This is a genomic window from Pseudozobellia sp. WGM2 (genome assembly GCF_017810075.1).
GTDB lineage: Bacteria > Bacteroidota > Bacteroidia > Flavobacteriales > Flavobacteriaceae > JADNYK01.
Map to the genome: position 1 here is coordinate 37924 of NZ_JADNYK010000004.1, position 18944 is coordinate 56867.

At 37.1% G+C, this 18944-nt stretch carries 18 protein-coding genes; 8 read left to right on the forward strand and 10 right to left on the reverse strand.

Features of this window, described 5'->3' with window-relative positions; genetic code table 11:
- Nucleotides 1-87: 87 nt before the first annotated feature.
- From IV512_RS10050 to IV512_RS10065, 4 genes are all read right to left on the reverse strand, one after another.
- Nucleotides 88-2034 carry an OmpA family protein gene (locus tag IV512_RS10050; RefSeq protein ID WP_209402974.1) on the reverse strand — a complete coding sequence of 649 codons (1947 nt, stop codon included), beginning with the start codon at nt 2032-2034 and terminating at the stop codon, nt 88-90.
- A gap of 12 nt (nt 2035-2046) precedes the next feature.
- Nucleotides 2047-2973 carry a type IX secretion system membrane protein PorP/SprF gene (locus IV512_RS10055; RefSeq protein WP_209402976.1) on the reverse strand — a complete coding sequence of 309 codons (927 nt, stop codon included), beginning with the start codon at nt 2971-2973 and terminating at the stop codon, nt 2047-2049.
- 52 nt (nt 2974-3025) lie between these two features.
- Nucleotides 3026-5713, reverse strand: a complete 2688-nt coding sequence (locus IV512_RS10060; protein WP_209402978.1) for a gliding motility-associated C-terminal domain-containing protein — start codon at nt 5711-5713, stop codon at nt 3026-3028.
- Between the two features lie 380 nt (nt 5714-6093).
- Nucleotides 6094-6588, reverse strand: coding sequence for a CAP domain-containing protein (locus IV512_RS10065; RefSeq protein WP_209402980.1), 495 nt, complete (start codon nt 6586-6588; stop codon nt 6094-6096).
- Between the two features lie 426 nt (nt 6589-7014).
- Here IV512_RS10065 and IV512_RS10070 point away from each other — a divergent pair, with 426 nt between their 5' ends.
- The 6 genes from IV512_RS10070 (at nt 7015) to IV512_RS10095 (ending at nt 12760) form a co-directional block, all read left to right on the forward strand.
- Entirely contained in the window at nt 7015-8019 is a 1005-nt protein-coding gene (locus IV512_RS10070; RefSeq protein ID WP_209402982.1) for a glycosyltransferase, read from the forward strand.
- Between the two features lie 112 nt (nt 8020-8131).
- Entirely contained in the window at nt 8132-10051 is a 1920-nt protein-coding gene (locus tag IV512_RS10075) for a BatA domain-containing protein (protein ID WP_209402984.1), read from the forward strand.
- Nucleotides 10048-11301 carry a dihydroorotase family protein gene (locus IV512_RS10080; protein ID WP_209402986.1) on the forward strand — a complete coding sequence of 418 codons (1254 nt, stop codon included), beginning with the start codon at nt 10048-10050 and terminating at the stop codon, nt 11299-11301. The genes IV512_RS10075 and IV512_RS10080 overlap by 4 nt, the downstream gene beginning before the upstream one ends.
- Before the next feature lie 10 nt (nt 11302-11311).
- Entirely contained in the window at nt 11312-11626 is a 315-nt protein-coding gene (locus tag IV512_RS10085; protein WP_209402988.1) for a hypothetical protein, read from the forward strand.
- A 55-nt stretch (nt 11627-11681) separates the two neighbouring features.
- Entirely contained in the window at nt 11682-12005 is a 324-nt protein-coding gene (locus IV512_RS10090; protein WP_209402990.1) for a hypothetical protein, read from the forward strand.
- A 95-nt stretch (nt 12006-12100) separates the two neighbouring features.
- Nucleotides 12101-12760, forward strand: coding sequence for an alpha/beta hydrolase (locus IV512_RS10095; protein ID WP_209402992.1), 660 nt, complete (start codon nt 12101-12103; stop codon nt 12758-12760).
- 30 nt (nt 12761-12790) lie between these two features.
- On the opposite strand, the gene IV512_RS10100 is transcribed toward IV512_RS10095, so the two are convergent.
- Nucleotides 12791-13285: a hydrolase gene (locus IV512_RS10100; protein WP_209402994.1), complete on the reverse strand. Its 495-nt coding sequence runs from the start codon at nt 13283-13285 to the stop codon at nt 12791-12793.
- A gap of 22 nt (nt 13286-13307) precedes the next feature.
- Nucleotides 13308-14084, reverse strand: a complete 777-nt coding sequence (locus tag IV512_RS10105) for an MBL fold metallo-hydrolase (protein ID WP_209402996.1) — start codon at nt 14082-14084, stop codon at nt 13308-13310.
- A 77-nt stretch (nt 14085-14161) separates the two neighbouring features.
- Here IV512_RS10105 and IV512_RS10110 point away from each other — a divergent pair, with 77 nt between their 5' ends.
- The gene (locus IV512_RS10110; protein WP_209402998.1) at nt 14162-15622 is read left to right on the forward strand and encodes a TonB-dependent receptor; all 1461 of its coding nucleotides are present in this window, start codon (nt 14162-14164) and stop codon (nt 15620-15622) included.
- Nucleotides 15623-15695: 73 nt separating this feature from the next.
- Here the strand turns inward: IV512_RS10110 and bcp are convergent, their stop codons facing one another.
- Nucleotides 15696-16142, reverse strand: a complete 447-nt coding sequence (gene bcp / locus IV512_RS10115; protein WP_209403000.1) for a thioredoxin-dependent thiol peroxidase — start codon at nt 16140-16142, stop codon at nt 15696-15698.
- A gap of 64 nt (nt 16143-16206) precedes the next feature.
- Here bcp and nth point away from each other — a divergent pair, with 64 nt between their 5' ends.
- A complete protein-coding gene (nth, locus tag IV512_RS10120; RefSeq protein WP_209403001.1) occupies nt 16207-16869 on the forward strand; it encodes an endonuclease III in 663 nt (220 codons plus the stop codon).
- 234 nt (nt 16870-17103) lie between these two features.
- Here nth and IV512_RS10125 read toward each other — a convergent pair whose 3' ends face one another.
- The 3 genes from IV512_RS10125 to IV512_RS10135 form a co-directional block, all read right to left on the reverse strand.
- The gene (locus IV512_RS10125; protein WP_100872415.1) at nt 17104-17685 is read right to left on the reverse strand and encodes an RNA polymerase sigma factor; all 582 of its coding nucleotides are present in this window, start codon (nt 17683-17685) and stop codon (nt 17104-17106) included.
- Nucleotides 17686-18060: 375 nt separating this feature from the next.
- Nucleotides 18061-18204 carry a hypothetical protein gene (locus IV512_RS10130; protein WP_209403003.1) on the reverse strand — a complete coding sequence of 48 codons (144 nt, stop codon included), beginning with the start codon at nt 18202-18204 and terminating at the stop codon, nt 18061-18063.
- A gap of 74 nt (nt 18205-18278) precedes the next feature.
- Complete coding sequence (locus tag IV512_RS10135) at nt 18279-18860, reverse strand: RNA polymerase sigma factor (protein WP_209403005.1); 582 nt, start codon at nt 18858-18860, stop codon at nt 18279-18281.
- Nucleotides 18861-18944: the final 84 nt, after the last annotated feature.

Here is an 18944-nt window from a genome sequence, read left to right on the forward strand (position 1 = left end):
AAAAACAGAAAGGGTACCTACAGGCACCCTCTCAACTCCACAGATCTAATGTACTAACCGAAAATTAGCATCTTTGAAAGACAAATACTATTTGGTATTCACGCTTTCATTATTCTTTGATATTACAATAAAGTCTGAGCGGCGATTTTCTAAATGCTTCTGATTATTACAAATAACACCGTTAGAACATTCATTTTTGAGTCGATATTCGCCATAACCAAAAGCACTTTCTATTCTGTTTTCGGCGATACCCTTTGAAATGAGATACTTTTGTGTTGATTTCGCGCGCTTATCTGAAAGCACTAAGTTGTAATCATCGCTTCCGCGAGCATCGGTGTGTGATTCTATTTTAATTTTTATTTCAGGGAATTTTCGCATAGCGAACAACACTTTTTCCAATTCTATTTCAGCCCTGGCGGTAATGTCCCATTTGTCATAATCAAAATAAATAGGTTCAACTATTATCTTTTGAATATCGCCATCTTTCTTGACTATGCTCGAAAATTCAGTCAGGTAAACCCTATTTTCCAATGAGGGAGACTCTGGGTTCTCACCTGTTTCTATAGAAACTATTTCTTTAGAATACCCTGCTTTAGAAAAGGCGATTACATTTTTCTTCTTACAAGGGATGGTCAGATGATAATAGCCGTTCTCGTCGGTTCGATAAATAGTAACCAGTTCATCGGTCAGGTTCTTTAACTCGACATTGGCCTCAGCAATAGGCTCACCCGTTTTTTTATCTATAACATAGCCTGCATATTCTAAACAATCGGCTGGTTTTGCCTTTTCGAAACTATAGATATCGTCATCGCCCATGCCGCCGACCCTATTTGACGCAAAATAACCACTACCCTTATTCTCTCCTCGTATAAACGAGAAATCATCCATATTGCTATTAATGGGCGTACCCATATTAAGAGGCATTGAATAATCGTTCTTGGCAAAAATCACCGAACCGAACACGTCTAGACCTCCTAAGCCATAATGACCATCCGAAGAGAAATATAGTGTGTTATCCATTATAAAGGGAAACATTTCTCGCCCTCTGGTATTGATCGCAGGCCCTAGATTCATAGGGTCTGACAAGACATCTCCGGCATTATTCAATTCAACTACGTAAATATCGGACTCCCCATAACCACCGGGCATATTTGATGTGAAATATAGAAACCTACCATCAGGGCTCAACATCGGGTGGCCACAAGAGAAATCTTTACTATTGAAACTTAATGAGGTTACATCGACCAATTCATTTTTCCATATTTTTCCTCTTAAAATCTGCATGTTAGAAAGGCCCTCTTCATTGGCACTCAACTTATTTTTCTTTTTGAGATAGTTTCTGGTAAAATAGACCGTCTCACCATCCCAAGAAAAAGTCAATGTGGCATCATGATAAGAAGATTCAAGGTTGTTCAAATATTTTTCAGGAATAAACCCTTCATCGTTCGGTCTGGTAATATATAAATCTAAATAGGGCTGTTTGTTCCAAGGATAAAGTTCACCTCCAGACTTGATCGTATCTCTAGCCGATGCGAATATTAGACCGTCTTTGAATAGCATTGGGCCAAAATCGGATTTTTTACTGTTGAAGTATTGGTTCTCGATAACAAACCTCTCTTTCTGCTCTAGAAGGCTATCGAGATACTTTTTTTGCCCCATTATCATGGTCAATCTATCTTTGTCGGTATAGAATTCTCTTAAAAGTTCGTCGGCTCTTTCGCCTTTCAGACTCGCTTTTAAGCTTTGAACCAATTTGATAATGTTGCCTTCGCCTACTTCTTTGCCCTGAATTCTATAAAGCATATCATACCATTTGACCGCTTCTTGATACCGGTTCATATTGAAATAACTATCGGCCAATTTTTGAATCGTATTGAGCGAAGGACGTCGTTTTGCCTTGGCCAAATCTTCATAAAGGGCTATCGCTTTATCGAACTTAAAATCGGTGAAAAATTGATCGGCTCTTTCTTCTTTATTTTGGGAGTTCGCCATTAGGCTACACCCCATAACGATGTAAAGTATTATTTTTCTCATAGTAGGTTAGTTTTAAAAGAATCTTGGAGATAATGCCCGCTTCTTGCTATCGAAGAGATTATATTTTAAAATGATTTCGTGCGAACCATCGTTATAACTTTGAAGACCGGTGGTCGAATAATCGTAAGAGTAACCTAAAAAGAAACTCTTTGCAAGGTGAACCCCTGCCAAGGCGCTTACCGAGTCATTGTAGCGATATGCCAAACCTAGGGCCAAAATTTCCTTTACAAGAAAATTACCGGAAACATCAACCGTTATCGGTGCACCTGCTACATGTTTAGTTAATAAAGTAGGCTTGAACTTTAAGTTGTCGGATAGGTCGAACACGTAACCGGCCATGGCATAATACTGGCTTTTTCTGTCGGTTACCGTTGCATCATCATTGTTATAAATTTCTGAATTCAGAAAATTATGGGTCGATACTCCCAAATACCAATTATCGCCATAATAATAGGCTCCAGCGCCAAAAACCGGTCTGAGCTCATTTAAGTTTTGAGCGAATATTGGGTCTTGCCCATCTTCATAAGAGCCTTTAGACCAATCAACCTTTAAAACGTCTATTCCAGCATTAAGTCCTAGAGATAGCTTTGATTTATAACCTACAGGTATTTGATACGAAAAGTTTCCGTTGACATCTATATTATTTCCTGCACCTATATTGTCACTAACAAAGGTCAGGCCCAATCTCACTTTTTCACTGAATTTACCCTGAACGGATAAAGACTGTGTTTCAGGAGCGCCCTCAATACCTACCCATTGCGAACGATGCAGTAAATTTGCCTCTACAATGCTATTTTGCGTAACATAACCAGGGTTGAGTACCATGGTATTGTACATATATTGGGTATACTGAGCCGTCTGCTGTGCAGATAGCCCCTTTACCAAAAAGAACAAATGGCAGAGAAGGATGTATTTGAATATATCTTTATAAGTTTTCATGTATTTTGCTATTAAATTGGTAATGATTTGGGGGGATAGGTCGTGTTGAGGTCTACCTTGCCAATTGCAACCAGCCCACAAGGTTTCTTTCTAGTTCAGGAATATCCAATACGTAGTAGTAAGTACCCGAGGGCAAATGATCACCTCTCTTCAGAACTCCGTTAACATTGGCCAATCCTGTCCAAGTGTTTTGGTAATCGGTTGTTTTGTATACTAGATTTCCATTGCGGTTATAGATTTCAAGTGTATTTGAATAATTTTCGATACATTGAATTTTGAAAACCTCATTAAATCCATCGTTGTTCGGTGAAAATTCATTGAAAACCTTCAAACAGAATTCTTCGCCGAGCACCATTCCGCAAGAAGTTACACTTACATCAAGAGTTATTGATTTATCGGTGTTACAGCCAGAAATGTCTTCATAGGAAACTGTAACACGGGTGTCTTCAAGTTCGGTCCATCTTATAGTCACAAAATCATCGGTAGTCGTACCACCTGCTGTAATAGCACCACCTGTGACTTGCCATTCATAAGTTGTTTTATCACTTCGGGTAGTGTAGGTATAACTACGGCCGCGACAGGCCTCTTCCGATTCACCGATCAAGATGATGGCTTCGAAGTCATCTTCAAGAATTGTAACCGTTATTCTTAATCGGGTACTGCTCTCACAACCATTTTCGACGGCTGCAACATAATAACTTTCGCCATCGACCAAAGGTGTTGCAGGGTCTATCATATTACCTTCCGAGGCACTATCATAGAAAACAACATTTTCTTCATTTATCTGAATATCGGCAACTATAGGATTTTGACTATCACAAAAAACTTGATTTTCTGAATTTGTAGTAGGTGCTGGAACATCTATTATCTGAATAGTTATCGCCACTCTCGCTAAAATAGAAGTAGGTATACCCAAAATACCCGCAAAATAAACTTCACCATCAACCAATTGAGTAGAGGCATCAATTTGCGCGCCGGCACTAAGATCGTCGAACAGAACTAAATTTTCTGAGTCTAGCTGCACATCGGCAATCGTTGCCAAATCAGTTGCACAAAATATTTGTAATACGTTATCAATTACCAACTCAGGCAGCTCTACCAAAATTTCATCGTTGGCAACGCAAATACCATTGTCAATTGTTACTTCTAATATATTATCAGGGTCAGAAACCAGGTCAACGGAGTTCACAACTATCTCAAAAGTAGAATCAGCTTGTACGACAGCATCGAAACTTTGCCCGTTTATTGCCAAAGAAATTACTTCACCAGAATTTACATCTCCGGAGACGGTACCCGTTATAGTGGCCATATCTTCACCATCAAAAATTGAAATGATGTCTTCTATAGATTTTACCACCATTGAACTAACGGAAACATTTTTATCGAAGTCATTGACTTCAACTGTTACCGAAGCCAAATCACCGGGAGCGTTGGTACAACCGGCATCTTGATCGGTTACCGAAACATAGTAAGTAAATGGGGTATCGGCTTCGCTTAGACCAGAAATAATCAATCTACCATTTTCATCAATTTGGTATGTAGCCCCACCCGATATGGTGCCATCGGTAATTTCAGAGTTCATATCAGCATCAAAAAACCATGAAAAATCGCCTTGAATTTCACTCGATGGAACGAGAACAACATCATTCGAAGAACAAACCATGTTCTCATTACCTTGAATTGTAATGCTCTCTTCAGTCGGTATGGCCCTCACGTTCACCCGCGCCGCTGTACGAGGAGACTCTTCTGAACAACCCACCTTGGCCGATGCCACATAATAAGCTGTATCAGCATTAAGAATAGGAGTTGTGAACGTATCACCCGAATTATTAGTATGCACTAAATTTCCACCTTCCTCGGCATCATACCATCTTAGTTCAACTCCATTGTCATTCTCTACTGTAGCCACTAAATCTGCTGAAGTTCCTTCACAAATAAAAACCCCCTCTTCACCTGAGGGTACCGTTGGCTGCCCAGGAGCTGAATAAACTTCGTAAATACGTATTTCTTGCCCAATATCTACACCGAGTAAAGATGATAGGTTAACGTTTATTTCATCAATTGGCTCGTTCACTTGAAAAGCGATTGTAGCGATCTCATCATTCTGTAATAAACCCAATGCATCAACGTCAAGTAAATTTGCTAAATTACCAATGGGTATTGCAGTATCTGAAACCCCTTGACCAGTTACCTCTATTTGGTTCATTATACCCAAGTCCAATAAAGAGGGGGCAATACTCATTAACATGTAATAAACATTAGAGGTATCTCTAGGTTGATCGAAGTGAAAAGTCTGTTCCACATTGGCAAGGGCACTAATAACGCCTAGTCCTAATTCTGAATAGGTGTCGAAATCACCATCTATAGCCGAATCAGGGTCAGTAACCCCAGCACCACCTAAGCCCAGAATATCAATAATCAAACCTTGACTATCTGTCGTTGTCGAGCTTGGTTGGCCACATAGACTGTCTGGCATTATCGACCATGTCAACCTATCTATAATGCTTTTCCTTTTCGAAAAGTTTCTATTAATTTTAATAGCGTTCGACTCGTTAGGGTAAAAATTTTCGAATCCATCTACTACAACGTTTTCGTAATCGAAATTTAAAAAGCCACATGTTGCTAATTTATGTACATTGACAAACTCCGATGCACGAATATGATGATGTGGGAAAATAGAAGAATATAGAAGAAAAAATACTAAAAAATAATTCTTGTTAAGAGTAGTTTTCTGTATCATACAATATTATTTGTAAGTTTAGTACTACTACAACATGGAATTATTCTTTAAATTATTGACATTTTTTAAAACATCTATGAATAGTATTTTTCTTCGATAAATGGTAAACATTTTCGTTAAAATACATCTTACACATGCATTTTAACGGATGCCAAATAAGGGTTTAAATACTTTTATTTAAAGATTTTAAGATTCAAACACCTTAAATGAAAAATATATATTAACTGAAGAGAAGATATTGACAAGGTAGAAGCAAATACTTTATGGTTTTAACCACATACTAAAGAAGCAACGCATTAGCTATAAAGTAAAAGTCCCCGACTTACTTTATAAGTCCGGGACAAAAAACAACTTTGAATTTATTATTCTTGATTTTAACTTTAATTGTAAAATAACTGAGTAAAATAAAAAACACCATTTTGGTCAGCTGTAACACTAACAGCTGTATACTCGAAATTACCTTCCATTACCTTTTTATGTGTTGGGCTATTCTTCCAAGCTTCCAAAATATCTTCTGCATTGGTGAAATCCATTCCTAAATTCTCAGAAACAAAATCAGCATTTGCATCTAGGGATAAATTGGAAGCACGTAAATCAAAATTATCGTGGCTAATAACACCCTCGGAAATCATATAGTCGTTATGTGAGCTTGCATACTTATAAGCAATCGAACTAAATTCTAAAGAGTTAAGTCCGATTGAAGTTCTGTATTCGTTTACCACATCAACAACTTCTTGTTCAATCGTAGAAATGGTTACCTCTTTAGCGGTTGCCGCAACAGATTCGTACAACTCATTTTCTTCAGCGGTCGAAGAAGAACATGAAGTCATTAATGTTGAAATTGTAATTAAGATTAAAATTGAGTAGCGTACCATAGCTTTTTTGTTTTTGCTTTCTTATACAAAGGAACGGTAGATTGTACCCAACCCTAAGTAATCGCTATATGTGGTAAGCTTTGATCGTCTAAGTGCTCTTTTTGGTAAGTATTGGTCTTACAAAAAAGTAAGGGCTTTTTTATATCCCCTTTTTACGACCGTATGACGGAATTTTTGCACTTAATCAGCTCTAAATTTAGTTTTGACGAGACCCCATAATTTGCTTTAACGATGAGGGGGTTAAAATTTCAGTTGTTATGCACTGTAAATCAAAAAATGGTCAACAACCCAAGTAAGATAATTCCTAATTCATAAAAGTTGGCTTGTCGGCCATTCTTTATTTAATCGGATACTTCTTCTAAACATTTTATATTTACTGATTAGAATAAGACGTAACTTATAATTTGTTCTTCCTCATGTAAGCCTATGAATATGCTGGTCAGTATTTTAATTCCGTTTAAGAATACAGAGAAGTATTTGGAAGAGTGTCTCCTGTCCATCATCAATCAGAGTTACAAAAATTGGGAAGTTTTGGCCGTTAACGATTATTCAACAGATAGTAGCGCAGAAATAGTAGCACGGTTCGCAAACATTGACAAGCGCATTAAGCTATATTCCAATAAAGGTAATGGTATTATTGAAGCCCTTCGAACTGCCTACAGTTTGAGCACGGGTCATTTGATAACAAGAATGGACTCTGATGACATCATGAAAGAAAATCGGTTGGAGGTTATGGCCAGCTCCCTGAAAAAATACGGAAAGGGACATTTAGCCGTAGGGCAAGTACGCTATTTTTCCCATAGAGGAATTAGTAATGGTTATGAACGATACGAGCAATGGCTGAATCATTTAACTAAGACAGGTGATAATTATTCTGAAATCTATAAAGAATGTGTTATACCTTCACCTTGCTGGATGACCTACCGAGAAGATTTAGACGATTGCGGTGCATTTACCCCTGATAGGTACCCAGAGGATTACGACCTTACTTTCCGATTTTATGAAAACAATTTCAAGTGTATACCTTGCAATCAAATACTTCATATGTGGCGTGATTATGATACGCGAACATCTCGTACCAGTGAACATTACGCCCAAAACTATTTTTTAGATATTAAACTTCATTACTTTTTGAAATTGGACTACGACCCCAAAAAAGTATTGACCGTATGGGGTGCCGGGTCTAAGGGTAAAGAAATCGCTAAAGGTTTGAAAAAAAGGAACATTGACTTTTACTGGCTGTGCGATAATCCAAAAAAAATCGGTAAAGAAATTTATGGTAAAGAAATGCATCATTTCTCATTATTGACTGAGTTTAAAAATCCTCAGAGTGTAATAACCGTTGCCAATGAAGATGCCCAAAAAATGATAAGGGCTTATTTAACAAAGCTTGAACATAAGACTTTGGTCGATTTTTTCTTTTTTTGCTAGTTTGAACATTATGTCATGGGTATTTCAGCTCTTTTAAAGGTGAATATCGGCTTGATCAATAGTTTATGGCCTTGCTCCTTTTTTGACTATCTTTACCCACTCAATTCAGGAAATGCAGTTTAAATATCCAGAACTTCTTTGGGCCTTATTTCTTCTCCTGATTCCCATTTTTATTCATCTTTTTCAATTACGCCGTTTTAAAAAAACGCCTTTTACCAATGTAAAATTCTTGAAAAAGGTAGTTGTGGAGTCTAGGCGTAGCAATGTTTTAAAGAAATGGCTCTTATTAATTACTCGATTATTGCTTCTAGCAGCTATGGTAATTGCATTCGCACAACCTTTCTTCGCAAAAAAACAAGCCTTAAAAGAAAAAGAGACCGTAATATATCTTGATGATTCTTTTAGCATGCAGTTAACTAGCGAAGGTGCACCAATTTTACAGAGTGCGGTTCAACAATTGATTAAATCAATTCCAAAAAATCAAAAATTCTCGCTCTTCACGAATAAGTCCACTTATAGAAATGTCTCAATTGAGCAACTTCAAAACGATTTACTATCGCTTGCTTTCACGAATAAGCAATTAGGGTTGAATGAAATATACTTAAAGGCCAATACCCTTTTTTCTTCGGACGACAGCACACAAAAAAACTTAATACTCGTTTCTGATTTTCAGCAAAGAATGGGGGATAATGAAATAAATATAGTCGATGACGGTAAAGTTAATCTGGTACGCTTAACTTCCGAATCCACTGCTAATGTCTCTATCGATTCCGTTTACATCAAGAGTATTGCAGACAACCGTCTTGACCTAAGTGCATCGTTATCAACCTCAACTGATTTAAAAAGCATACCAGTATCACTCTATAACGATACTACCCTAACAGCTAAAACCTCAGCTAAATTTGATGGGAATAAAAAAGGGGAAGTGAATTTCACCATTTCTAACAATGAATCTTTTAGAGGCAAAATAGAAGTAATTGATCAAGGCCTTAAATACGACAATCATTTATATTTCAGTATCGGGGAAAAAGAAAAAATAAGGGTACTTGCGATAGGCCCATCGAACAGTGATTATTTAGAGCGAATATTTTCTCAAGAAGAATTTCAATTTTCGACAACGACCCTGAGACAACTGAACTATAGGGAAATCGAAGAGCAACATTTAATAATACTTAATGAGTTGCCCACGATGCCGAGTTCTTTGGCTACAAGTATAAAGGCCTTTGTTCAAACCGGGGGGCACTTCGTCGTAATACCTTCGGCGGAAATTGAAACGAACACATACCATCTTCTTACCGCTAATTTTGGGGTGACTTATGGTGCGGCTGCATCGACGGAAAAAATGATAACCCATATCTCATTTGAACATCCGTTATACGAGAATGTATTTGAAAAGAATATTTCGAACTTTCAATATCCCAAGGCAACAAAACACTTCGCTCTACAATCAACGGCGGCATCTGCGCTGTCTTTCCAAGACCAATCTCCTTTTCTGGTTTCCGGAGCTAATTTTCACTTCTTTACGGCGCCAATTTCAGGTGATTTTTCGAACTTTCGTAATTCACCTTTAATCGTTCCCACATTCTATAATATGGCGCTCAATAGCCTTAAGACTCCCCAATTATATAATTTACTCGGTGAGTCTAACACCGTTGATATACCCATTCAACTATCAAGTGATGCCATACTTAAGATTGCGAAGAAGGATTATGAAATGATCCCCCAGCAGCAGTCTTTAACAAATAAAGTAAGCTTAAACTTTAATGATGAAATAGATGTCGATGGCATTTTTGACATCATTGATCAAGATAATATTATCAATCAAATAAGTTTCAACTTTGACAGAGCTGAAAGTAACCTGAACTATTTAAACTATAATGAAATAGAAGCTTCGACCCATTCTGAATCAATAGCAACGCTATTCGAATCTATGGAAAAGGACAATCGCGTAACAGAGCTTTGGAAATGGTTTATTATTTTAGCGTTGATTTTGCTAATGGTTGAAATACTCCTTCAAAAATATCTTAAATGAACATCCTTTTAAAATCGGCCAAAATAATTGATAACACCCAAAAGGACCTTCATTTAAAGATTAGGGACATTCTGATAAAAAACGGGACTATAGACAAAATAGCTTCGAAAATAGAACCAGAATCAAAGACCAAAATTGTTGAATATGACAACCTTCACGTCTCCATCGGTTGGTTCGACAGCAGCGTTAGTTTTGGCGAACCCGGTTTTGAAGAACGTGAAACTATTGCCAATGGTCTTTATACGGCCGCCAAGAGTGGTTTTACCGATGTAGTACTCAACCCGAACGGTCACCCGGTGCCCGACAGTAGTTCTGATATCGTATTTCTTAAGAATGCCGCTAAAGACCAGCCCACAAATTTATATCCCTTGGGTACCCTTACCATGAAAGGTGAAGGTGAAGATTTAGCAGAATTGTATGACATGAAAAATGCCGGTGCAGTTGGCTTCTATGATTATAAAAATCCTCTTAAAAATTCTAATTTGCTGAAGATTGGCTTACAATACACGCAAAATTTTGATGGGCTTTTACTTTCGTATCCGTTGGATGCTAAAATAGCAGGAAAGGGTATTGTTAACGAAGGTGAAATATCGACTAAATTAGGATTAAAAGGAATACCCGCCCTAGCGGAAGAGCTTCAACTAGCAAGAGATTTATTTATTTTGGAATATACCGGGGGTAAGTTGCATATACCAACAATCTCGACGGCCAATTCTGTGAAGATAATTGCAGATGCCAAGAAAAAAGGCCTAGATGTTACCTGCAGCGTGGCTGTTCATAATTTATTTTATACCGACGATGTTCTTGAAGATTTCGATTCTTCCTATAAAGTAATGCCTCCATTGAGAACAACAAAAGACGCAAAAGCTCTAATTAAAGGCTTAAAGAAGGGGACTATAGATTTTGTGACCAGCGACCACACACCATTGAATATTGAAGAAAAGCGGGTCGAATTCGATAATGCCTCTTATGGTAGTATCGGTCTTGAAAGTGCATTTGGCGCTTTGAACAAGATTTTAGGTACGGAAATGGCAATCGGACTTCTAGCCAAAGGTCGCGAAAGATTTGGCATCGAAACTCCGCAAATAAAAGAAGGTGAGTTGGCATGCTTGGCTTTATGCAATCCGAAGGAGGATTATATTTTCTCAGATAACGATATCAATTCAACCTCTAAAAACAGCATGTTTCTCGATAGCACGTTAAAAGGCCGAGTGTACGGCTCAATAAATAAAGGAGTATTTACCAACTGAAATTAATACCATGAACCAGACAACGATAGACGAAGGAAAAACTATAGCTATCATCAGTTACTTAACATTTATAGGGCTAATAGTTGCCTATCTTATGAACAATAGTAAAAACAATGAATTTGCGAAATTTCATATCGGGCAATCGGTACGAATAGTAATTGCAGGGGTTGCCAATTCGGTTCTCTCTTGGTTTCTGCCAGGTTCACTTTCCATTATAACCACGGTTATAGGTATGCTGTTATTGGTTTTAATAATTCTGGGCATTGTTAACGCGGTTAACGATAAGATGCAACCCTTACCGGTTATTGGCACTGTCGGTGAATAAGCAAGTTGAGTTTACTGATTGATTGTTTATATTATCTTAAGACCTTTATAATCCTATGAATACTATTAAGGAAGGTAAGACTGCCGCTATCATTGCATATTTTACGATTGTAGGGGCTTTGATAGCCATGAGTATGAACGCCGAACCGAAAAACGAATATACCCGTTTTCATACTCGGCAAGCTTTTGGCCTGCATCTTCTTTTTATCGCCTTCGGAATACTTTCGAGTAACTGGGGCAACATGTATTCATTTTTTGGTTTAATGCTGTGCTACACCCTCTTGTGGTTTTATGGTTTTATGGGCGCCTTGACAGAAAAATATCAATCTATTCCTGTTCTTGGGCCCTATTTTCAAAAATGGTTTACATTTATCAATTGAAAATAGTAAAGTACATCACCCATTATAAAGAGTATTGGCGAATTCAATCTACTAATATCTCAAATTCAGAATAGCAAACCCAAATCCAAATCAATATGACTACCGCCCCGTTATCATTAGAACATTTAATTCGACCATCTTCGGTTCAAGAAGGTAAACCCGCTGTATTATTTATGTTTCATGGTTACGGCAGCAATGAAGAAGATTTATTTTCCTTTGCCCCTGAACTACCTCAAGAACTCTGTATTGTTTCCGTTCGTGCCCCCTACCCTATGGAACCATTTGGCCATGCGTGGTATGCTATTAATTTTGATGCGGACCAAGGCAAATGGAGCGATGATGAGCAGGCTAAAGATTCAAGGGAGAAAATCGTTTCTTTTATTGATGAGGCTTGTTCCACTTATGGTCTCGATAATGAAAGAGTAACTCTTTTGGGCTTTAGTCAGGGTACCATATTGAGCTACTCTGTTGCCTTATCCTATCCTGAAAAAATCAAAAATGTAATTGCCCTAAGCGGTTATATTAACGAATCGATTCTAAAAGAAAATTTTAAGGATAAGGATCATAGTTCATTAAAAATATATGCTTCTCACGGTCAGGTAGATCAAGTTATACCCCCTGAATGGGCACAACGCGCTCCAGAATTTTTAAAAAATTTGGACATTGAACATGTGTACGAAGAGTTTCCCGTAGGTCACGGTGTTTCACCACAAAATTTTTACGCATTCAACAAATGGTTAATCGATAAATTTTGATTATTTGTATTCTATAAACAGAAACAGCTCTTAATTGCTTCGCGTGTATAGCAGGTGGTCAAGGGTAGTGAAATCAACTCCTAAATCATCCTTTAATTCATACTTGATCAATAATTCGCCCCAATACTTACCATCTGAAAAGTCGGTCAGTATCCATTTATGGTTAAGCACTTTAATTTTATTGATTTTAAAGTCACTTTCCATACCCTCATACGGTATTAATGGATTATCGCCTTGACTTTCGTTAGTTTCCAATAGTTTATCGGCAATATATCGAGATGGGTCTTCTAGGTTTAAATGATCATAATACGCTAGGGCATCATCATTATTTTCTAATGAAAAGTATTGCATTTCAAGAACTTTCAACTGTGAGGTCCGCACAGAATCTTTTAATTCTTCGATTTCCGTTTGAAGATTTGAAATGTTCTTTTCTTTCGCCTCGGCCAAGTTACCGCTACTAACGAAGAGATAGAGACATATTAATGACATAAAAATAAATAAGTAAAGGAATATTTTACTTTTCATAAAGCTTGTAGGTTTTAACAACTTATACTTCTATAACGAGATTATCGTACGCTAAATGTACACCGGCAGGTAATTTTTTTTCAACTTCCTCATGAAACCCCAAAAGATGACTGATATGGGTCAAATAAGCCTTTTCTGGTCGTATATCTTCAATAAATTTAAGGGCTTCTTCAAGATTAAAATGTGAATGATGAGCTTCTTCCCGTAGCGCGTTTACCACTAATACCTTTGTTCCGTAGATTTTCTCCTTTTCTTCATCATCGATGGTCTTTACATCGGTCAGATAGGTAAAGTCGAAAAAACGGAAGCCGAAAACCTGAACCCGATTGTGATTGGCCTCGATCGGTATTACATTCATATCACCAATAAAAAAAGACTTACCCTTTTCTATAACATTAACGGCAACTGCTGGCGCACCAGGGTATCTATTGGCATCTGTAAATATATAATCAAAACGTCTTCGAAGAGAATCGGAGACACGCTGCTGGGCATATATGGGTATATCGCCTTGTCGAAAAAAAAAGGGCCGAATATCATCTAGACCCGCTGTATGATCCGAATGCTCATGAGTAAATAGAATACCATCTAACTTTGAGACATCATGAGTGAGCATCTGCTGTCTAAAATCCGGTCCGCAATCGACAACATAATTATAATCGTTCCATGAAACCAGTATAGAGACTCGTAGCCTTTTATCTTTTGTATCAGTACTTAAACAAACGGGGTGTTTGCTACCTATTATAGGGATTCCTTGAGAAGTGCCCGTACCCAAAAAAGTGATTTTTAATGGCTCTTTCATCTGCTCTCAAATTTATAACTAAATAATTTAATAGATTACCCGATCTTATTAACTTTGTTTACATCTAAATTGTTAAAATGGCTTCAGTTCTAAGAAGAGATTCCACCTTCGAAAACATTCCCTCAATAAAGGCTAAAACCCTTAGAATCAACCTAAACCCCGATATCTATGGTACCTTCGCCGAGATAGGTGCTGGTCAGGAAACTGCTAGACATTTTTTTAGGTCGGGGGGAGCTTCAGGTACCATTGCTAAAGCAATGAGTGCCTATGACAAAGATTTTAGTGACGCCGTCTACGGTATCGAGACCGATGGTCGCTATGTAACCCAATCTCGTTTAAAGAAAATGCTTTCGCATGAGATGCGATTGATGGAAGAACGAATCAGTAGAGATAGGCACCCTGATCGTTTGTTCTTTTCTTATGCCAATACGGTCGCAACCATAGACTTCTCAAAACGGTATAAGGGCCACGGTTGGGTCGGTATTCGTTTTCAATTAGACCCTAAGCAGAAAGAATTCGATGAAATTGTCTTACATATACGATTTAAACAGAACGAAGCACGCTTGCAGCAAGAAACCTTGGGTATATTGGGCGTTAATTTAATTTATGGTGCATTTTACAAATACCATAAGCCAAGAAAAATGCTCAAATATTTATACGACCATATTGATAAAGATACGGTCGAGATAGATATGATCAATTTTTCAGGACCTAACTTCAAGGATGTAGACAACCGCTTGATGAGTCTTCAACTGATTCGTAACGACATGACCGATGCGGTTATGTTCGGGCCAGACGGAAATAACTTGTTACCCGCAGCCGTACTCTACAAGAAAAATATTCTGGCCCTTAGAGGTAGTTTTCGCCCTGTGACCAAGGTGAATATGGATATGTTTCATAAATCACACGATATTTTCGTCAGAGATCAGGCAGTAGACCAAGATAATACTATCGTGATTTTCGAAATCACCCTTTCTAACTTAAAGGCATCGGGTGAAATAGACGAACAAGATTTTATGGATCGTGCAGAACTGCTATGCGCTTTAGGCCATACGGTTATGATTTCTAAATTTCAAGAGTATTATAAGTTAGTTGAATATTTGAATAATTACACCAAGGCCAAGATTGGCTTGACCATGGGCGTAAACAATTTGGTCGATATTTTCGACGAGAAATATTACCGACACCTTAGTGGGGGTATTTTAGAAGCCTTCGGAAAATTATTTTTTAAAGAACTTCAGGTGTACTTATACCCAATGAAAAATGCAGAAACCGGTCAAATTATGACCAGCAACAATGCTAAGGTTCACCCGAGAATGAAAGAACTTTATAAGTTCTTTAAGTATAATGGCAAGGTGATGGATATTATTGATTACGACCCCGAAATTATGCACATTTTTTCAAGGGATGTTCTCAAGAAAATCATTAATGACGAAGAGGGATGGGAAGATATGTTACCGGAAGGTATACCGGACACCATTAAAGAAAAAAATCTTTTTACCCGTAAGCTTCTAAAAGACGAAGACGATAAGGTTTAAAAAATTACCTCAAAAAAAATCCCGAGAATATTCGGGATTTTTTTTTTGAACCTACTCCGGGTAAAACTGATTTCTAACCTAAGATTTGTGCAGCGTGATCTTTGGTTTTAACCTTTTCTATCACCTTTTCGACAAAACCCTCTTCATTGAGTACAAACGTTGTTCTAATAATGCCTTCAAACTCTTTTCCCATGAATTTTTTTGGTCCCCACACTCCAAATGTATTGATAACAGTGTGGTCTTCATCGGCCAATAAAGGAAAAGGCAACTCATACTTTGCCTTGAAATTAGATTGCTTCTTAACCGTATCTGCACTAACCCCAAGTAGCTCATAACCAGCCGATTTCAATTCGTTATAATTATCCCTCAGATTACAGGCCTCAGCCGTGCACCCTGGAGTATTTGCTCTTGGGTAAAAAAAGACAATTAATTTTTTGCCTTGATAATCCGATAATTTTATGATGGTTTCGTCTTGATCCTTTGACAAGAACTCCGGAACCTGGTCGCCCACTTTCAACATATGAGTAGATATTTTAAGTTAAATTCGTATTTCTATTCTAATTATCAAACGAAACTAAGTAAAAATGACTAAAGCCGAAAAGGTTGAGTTTACAATTAAAACTTTACAAGAATTATATCCAAAAATTCCGGTTCCGTTAGACCATAAAGACCCATATACCCTATTGATAGCTGTATTAATGTCGGCTCAAAGTACCGATGTCAGGGTCAACCAGATTACTCCGGTACTTTTCGAAAGAGCCGACAACCCATGGAAAATGGTAAAGTTGTCGGTAGAGGAAATACGAGAAATTATTAAACCTGTTGGCTTATCTCCAATGAAATCAAAAGGTATTCACGGACTATCGAAAATACTGATCGATAAGTATAATGGAGAAGTTCCTGCAGATATCGAACTTTTGAAAGAACTACCCGCAGTTGGCCATAAAACCGCAAGTGTAGTAGTATCACAAGCTTTTGGCATACCCGCTTTTCCGGTAGATACCCATATACATCGCTTAATGTATCGATGGGGTTTTTCGAATGGTAAAAATGTGGTGCAAACTGAAAAAGATGCCAAAAGACTGTTCGCAAAAGAATTATGGAACGATTTGCACCTTCAAATTATCTGGTACGGAAGGGAATATTCACCAGCCAGGGGCTGGAATTTAGACAAAGATATTATTACAAAGACTATCGGTAGAAAGTCTGTGCTTCAAGAATATCAAAAAGCAAAAAAGTCTCGATAAGTGCGAGACTTTTTTGCTTCTTAATTTAAACTGTTCTCAAATCGAAACTTCTCGTATTCGATAACGTGTAACTGCTTTGAGAAACCCAATAAAAATTGGATTGTCTCTGAACTTGTTTTTACGATTTCACCTCTTTCAAGGTTATCAGAGTAGATTTTTTCCATAATAGTTGCATAGTTATACTAAGGATAACGCAACTACATATGAAATATTGTTATATGTTTTGGCTCGCTTTTAATTTGTCAGTACGATATTATGCTTTTCGATAATCTTGCGAAGGTTGATCAATGCATAACGCATTCTTCCTAAAGCCGTGTTTATACTAACTCCGGTGTTTTCAGAAATTTCTTTGAAGCTCATGTCTTTGTAGATGCGCATCTCTAAAACTTCTTTTTGATCATCTGGTAATTCTTCTACCAAATGTCTAAGATCTGTGTTGATTTGATCTTTGATCAATTGTTTTTCAGCATTTAATTTTTCATCTCCGATTACCGAAAAGATATTGAAATCATCATTTCCTTCGAACATTGGCATTCTCTTGTTCTTTCTAAAATGGTCGATGATCAAGTTATGGGCGATTCGCATAACCCAAGGTAAAAATTTACCCTCTTCACTGTAAGTTCCTTTCTTAAGCGTACGAATGACTTTAATAAAGGTATCTTGAAAAATGTCTTCAGTAATATCTTTATCTAAAACCTTAGAATAGATAAAACTTGAAATTCTTTGATTGTGACGGTTGATTAAAATTTCCAAGGCTTTTTCTTCCCCGGCGATGTAATCTCTTACTAATACTGAGTCTTCGGTCTGTAGGTTCATGTGTGCAGCTTTTTTGTTAAGATTTGAGGTCATTAGTTATGTTTTCGGTTATTAACCCTTTGAGGGGTAGCTTGTTTATTTCTGAGATAAAACTAGAAAGATTGAGCCTTGCAGAAAAAACATTGTTGTCAAACTGCCAGTTTATGATGTGAAACCCTACTTTTTCTGTTTTCAATAAAATAAAACGAGAAGTGGTGCGTTGGAAAATGCGAAAACCTTTGAAAACAAGATGTTATGGCTTTCTATTATATTGAACTTCTTGTTGAAGCCTATTCTATTATAGTCTATTGACAAGCGTATACAGTGTATATCAACGAAAAAGCCTTAGTGTTAATCACCAAGGCTTTTTAATATTATAGTTATGAACCCTATCTATCAGTTCATATTCGATTCAAACTTGATGCCTTCAGCTTCTATTATCTTAAGCGATTTAGAATAATCTAACAGAAACTTTATCGTTGACTCATCTGCCATTTGAATATTCTTCTCACTTTTTTCTGTTACGTAAATTTTTCTCATATCTATATCGGTATTGTTATGCTATAATAACGCCACTAATATATATATAATAAATACCTTCGACCTAAGGCCGATTAATTCGTTAAAACAATATCGTTCTGCTCAATTATTTTTCGAAGGTTTATAAGGGCGTAACGCATTCTACCGAGTGCGGTATTTATACTGACTCCGGTATTCTCAGATATTTCTTTAAAACTCATATCTTTATAAATACGCATTACCAAGACTTCTCTTTGATCGGCAGGTAATTCATTTACCAACATACCCAAATCGCAATCAATCTGATCTTTGATAATTTGACGCTCGGCATTTAGCTTATCATCACCCAATAGAGAAAAGATATCGAAACTATCTGCCCCATTGAACATGGGCATTCTACTACTCTTTCTAAAATGGTCTATGATAAGATTATGGGCAATACGCATAACCCAAGGCAAAAATTTACCCTCTTCATTATAAGCACCTCTTCTTAAGGTCTTAATTACTTTGATAAAGGTATCTTGAAATATATCTTCGGTAATATCGCGACTATTTACTTTTGAATAAATAAAGCTGCTCAATCTTTGATTATGCTTATCAATGAGGGCTTCCAGTGCTTTTTCATCACCGGCAATATATCTTTTAATGAGAAGGGAGTCTTCGAGTTGTACATCCATAGCAATTACTTTTTTAGTTAAAACTAGCCTCCTATTCCATTGGAAAAGGTGCCGTAGTCAATCGTTCTAAACTTTAAAAAGTAA

Excerpts from the sequence above, each read along its gene's own strand:
- bcp (WP_209403000.1), bottom strand. The coding sequence starts at position 16,142 with ATGTTGAAAGTGGGCGACCAGGTTCCGGAGTTCTTGTCAAAGGATCAA.
- IV512_RS10080 (WP_209402986.1), top strand. The coding sequence starts at position 10,048 with ATGAACATCCTTTTAAAATCGGCCAAAATAATTGATAACACCCAAAAG.
- IV512_RS10095 (WP_209402992.1), top strand. The coding sequence starts at position 12,101 with ATGACTACCGCCCCGTTATCATTAGAACATTTAATTCGACCATCTTCG.
- IV512_RS10090 (WP_209402990.1), top strand. The coding sequence starts at position 11,682 with ATGAATACTATTAAGGAAGGTAAGACTGCCGCTATCATTGCATATTTT.
- nth (WP_209403001.1), top strand. The coding sequence starts at position 16,207 with ATGACTAAAGCCGAAAAGGTTGAGTTTACAATTAAAACTTTACAAGAA.
- IV512_RS10085 (WP_209402988.1), top strand. The coding sequence starts at position 11,312 with ATGAACCAGACAACGATAGACGAAGGAAAAACTATAGCTATCATCAGT.
- IV512_RS10055 (WP_209402976.1), bottom strand. The coding sequence starts at position 2,973 with ATGAAAACTTATAAAGATATATTCAAATACATCCTTCTCTGCCATTTG.
- IV512_RS10105 (WP_209402996.1), bottom strand. The coding sequence starts at position 14,084 with ATGAAAGAGCCATTAAAAATCACTTTTTTGGGTACGGGCACTTCTCAA.
- IV512_RS10075 (WP_209402984.1), top strand. The coding sequence starts at position 8,132 with ATGCAGTTTAAATATCCAGAACTTCTTTGGGCCTTATTTCTTCTCCTG.
- IV512_RS10050 (WP_209402974.1), bottom strand. The coding sequence starts at position 2,034 with ATGAGAAAAATAATACTTTACATCGTTATGGGGTGTAGCCTAATGGCG.
- IV512_RS10070 (WP_209402982.1), top strand. The coding sequence starts at position 7,015 with ATGAATATGCTGGTCAGTATTTTAATTCCGTTTAAGAATACAGAGAAG.
- IV512_RS10100 (WP_209402994.1), bottom strand. The coding sequence starts at position 13,285 with ATGAAAAGTAAAATATTCCTTTACTTATTTATTTTTATGTCATTAATA.
- IV512_RS10060 (WP_209402978.1), bottom strand. The coding sequence starts at position 5,713 with ATGATACAGAAAACTACTCTTAACAAGAATTATTTTTTAGTATTTTTT.
- IV512_RS10110 (WP_209402998.1), top strand. The coding sequence starts at position 14,162 with ATGGCTTCAGTTCTAAGAAGAGATTCCACCTTCGAAAACATTCCCTCA.
- IV512_RS10130 (WP_209403003.1), bottom strand. The coding sequence starts at position 18,204 with ATGAGAAAAATTTACGTAACAGAAAAAAGTGAGAAGAATATTCAAATG.
- IV512_RS10135 (WP_209403005.1), bottom strand. The coding sequence starts at position 18,860 with ATGGATGTACAACTCGAAGACTCCCTTCTCATTAAAAGATATATTGCC.
- IV512_RS10125 (WP_100872415.1), bottom strand. The coding sequence starts at position 17,685 with ATGAACCTACAGACCGAAGACTCAGTATTAGTAAGAGATTACATCGCC.
- IV512_RS10065 (WP_209402980.1), bottom strand. The coding sequence starts at position 6,588 with ATGGTACGCTACTCAATTTTAATCTTAATTACAATTTCAACATTAATG.